Origin of the sequence: Pseudomonas sp. Sample_20 (genome assembly GCF_004307585.1) — a bacterium.
Taxonomy (GTDB): Bacteria; Pseudomonadota; Gammaproteobacteria; order Pseudomonadales; family Pseudomonadaceae; genus Aquipseudomonas; species Aquipseudomonas atacamensis.
The window spans coordinates 1-2,117 of sequence record NZ_RCOA01000029.1 but is presented as its reverse complement, the minus strand read 5'-3'; the positions used below and the strand labels follow the sequence as shown (position 1 = coordinate 2,117).

3 protein-coding genes are annotated in these 2,117 nt (G+C 61.2%); 1 reads left to right on the top strand and 2 read right to left on the bottom strand.

Annotated elements, in window-relative coordinates; genetic code table 11:
• Positions 1-1,040, top strand: a 1,040-nt coding sequence (gene gdhA, locus D8U70_RS07520) for an NADP-specific glutamate dehydrogenase (protein WP_130928575.1), incomplete at its 5' end; no start/stop codon positions are given.
• Here the strand turns inward: gdhA and D8U70_RS07515 are convergent.
• Both D8U70_RS07515 and D8U70_RS07510 read right to left on the bottom strand, forming a co-directional pair.
• Positions 1,037-1,531 carry a GreA/GreB family elongation factor gene (locus D8U70_RS07515; RefSeq protein WP_039761720.1) on the bottom strand — a complete coding sequence of 165 codons (495 nt, stop codon included), beginning with the start codon at positions 1,529-1,531 and terminating at the stop codon, positions 1,037-1,039. The genes gdhA and D8U70_RS07515 overlap by 4 nt on opposite strands.
• Before the next feature lie 70 nt (positions 1,532-1,601).
• Positions 1,602-1,958 (bottom strand): hypothetical protein, encoded by a 357-nt coding sequence (locus D8U70_RS07510; protein WP_073475524.1) that lies wholly within the window; start codon positions 1,956-1,958, stop codon positions 1,602-1,604.
• Positions 1,959-2,117: the final 159 nt, after the last annotated feature.

The following is a 2,117-nucleotide window of genomic DNA, read 5'->3' as shown; positions in this document are numbered from 1 at the left end:
ACCTCGGCGTGCTGAAATTCCTCGCCTTCGAGCAGACCTTCAAGAACTCGCTGACCTCCCTGCCCATGGGCGGTGGCAAGGGCGGTTCGGACTTCGATCCGAAGGGCAAGAGCGATGCTGAAGTCATGCGCTTCTGCCAGGCGTTCATGAGCGAGTTGTATCGCCACATCGGCGCCGACGTTGACGTGCCGGCCGGTGATATCGGTGTCGGTGCGCGGGAGATCGGTTTCCTCTTTGGCCAGTACAAGCGCCTGAGCAACCAGTTCACCAGCGTCCTCACCGGCAAGGGCATGACCTACGGCGGCAGCTTGATTCGCCCGGAAGCCACCGGTTTCGGCTGCGTGTACTTCGCCGAAGAAATGCTCAAACGCCGCGGGCAGAGCGTGGAAGGCAAGCGCGTGGCGATTTCCGGTTCCGGCAACGTTGCTCAGTACGCGGCGCGCAAAGTCATGGATCTCGGCGGCAAAGTGATTTCCCTGTCCGACTCCGAAGGCACGCTGTACTGCGAAGCAGGCTTGAGCGAAGCACAGTGGCTGGCGCTGCTGGAGCTGAAGAACATCAAACGCGGGCGCATCAGCGAACTGGCGAGCGCCCATGGTCTGGAATTCCGCGCCGGCCAACATCCGTGGTCGCTGCCGTGCGATATCGCGCTGCCCTGCGCGACGCAGAACGAACTCGACGCCGAAGCCGCGCGCACTCTACTGCGCAATGGCTGCGTCTGTGTGGCTGAAGGCGCGAACATGCCGACCACGCTGGCGGCTGTGGATATCTTTATCGAGGCCGGCATTCTGTTCGCACCGGGCAAGGCGTCGAATGCCGGCGGTGTGGCCGTCAGCGGTCTGGAGATGTCGCAGAACGCCATGCGCCTGCTGTGGACGGCGGGCGAGGTGGACAGCAAGCTGCACGCGATCATGCAGTCGATCCACCACGCCTGCGTGCATTACGGCGAAGACAACGGTCAGATCAATTACGTCAAAGGCGCGAACATTGCCGGCTTCGTCAAAGTCGCCGATGCGATGTTGGCGCAAGGCGTGGTTTAAGCCGGTTCGATGCGGATCACTTCGATCAGTTGGTCGCCGGCAGGCCGCTGCCATAGCACTTCATCGTTGAGCCGGGCGCCAAGCAAAGCCCGGCCCAGCGGTGAGGCCCAGTTGATCAGGCCCTGACTGGCGTCGGCCTGATCCTCGCCGACCAGTTGCACGCGGTGTTCAGTGTCGTGTTCATCGGCGAAGGTCACCCAGCTACCGATTTGGACCTTGTCGGTGGAGGTCGCAGCGACTGCGACTTGGGCGCTGCTCAGGCGTTGAGTGAAATAACGCAGATCCCGTTGCAGATCGGCGAGACGTTGTTTGTCGGCCTGCTCGCCCTTGGCCGTTTGCTCGGCGTGCAGGCTCTGCAACTCGATGACTTTCGCCTGCAACTGCGCCAGCCCTTGTGGGGTGACGTAGTTGGGCTGCGTGCTGACCTGACGTTCGACCGGCTGATCGGCCTGCGCGGCGGCGTTGTCTTCGTTGACGAATGCGCGACTCATGAAGTCCTCCTGTTAAAGGATTTGGGCCATGATTGCCGGCATTTGGTTTCACTGGATGTCTGCAAGCGACCTATTGCGAGCGATAGGCCCGCCCGACGTCCTGGTCCTTCTGCTGCTGCCAGGCGCGTTCGCGTTCGTCCCAATGCTCGTTGCGATATTGCTCGCGATCCTTGTTTTCGAGCATCGCCTGACATTGGCGGAAGCCGTCGACCCAGCCGTCGGCGTATTGCTGGTCCTTGAGATAGCGCGGCACGTTCTTGCGAAACTCGCCGCTGATCGAACCTGCCGCTTGCCGGCCGCTGACGCAACCGTCATCGAAACCGTCGGCGAAGGCCGGTGGATAACCCTTGGCGATCAAGTCTTCATGGGTGGTCTGGCAACCGCCCAGCGCCAATACAACACCCAACAACCCCACGCACCGCCACATCGCACTCTCCCGCGCCGATACTCGGCTCATAAGGAAAGTCTAGAAGGGGATTCATGAGGCGGCTGTCGAAGGCCTGTGAAAAATCCATTGCACACCACAAAGCCCCTGTGGGAGATTCTATGGTTCATGCCTAGCCCCTAAACGCCTTTGGGTGAGTAT

Excerpts from the sequence above, each read along its gene's own strand:
- D8U70_RS07515 (WP_039761720.1), bottom strand. The coding sequence starts at position 1,531 with ATGAGTCGCGCATTCGTCAACGAAGACAACGCCGCCGCGCAGGCCGAT.
- D8U70_RS07510 (WP_073475524.1), bottom strand. The coding sequence starts at position 1,958 with ATGTGGCGGTGCGTGGGGTTGTTGGGTGTTGTATTGGCGCTGGGCGGT.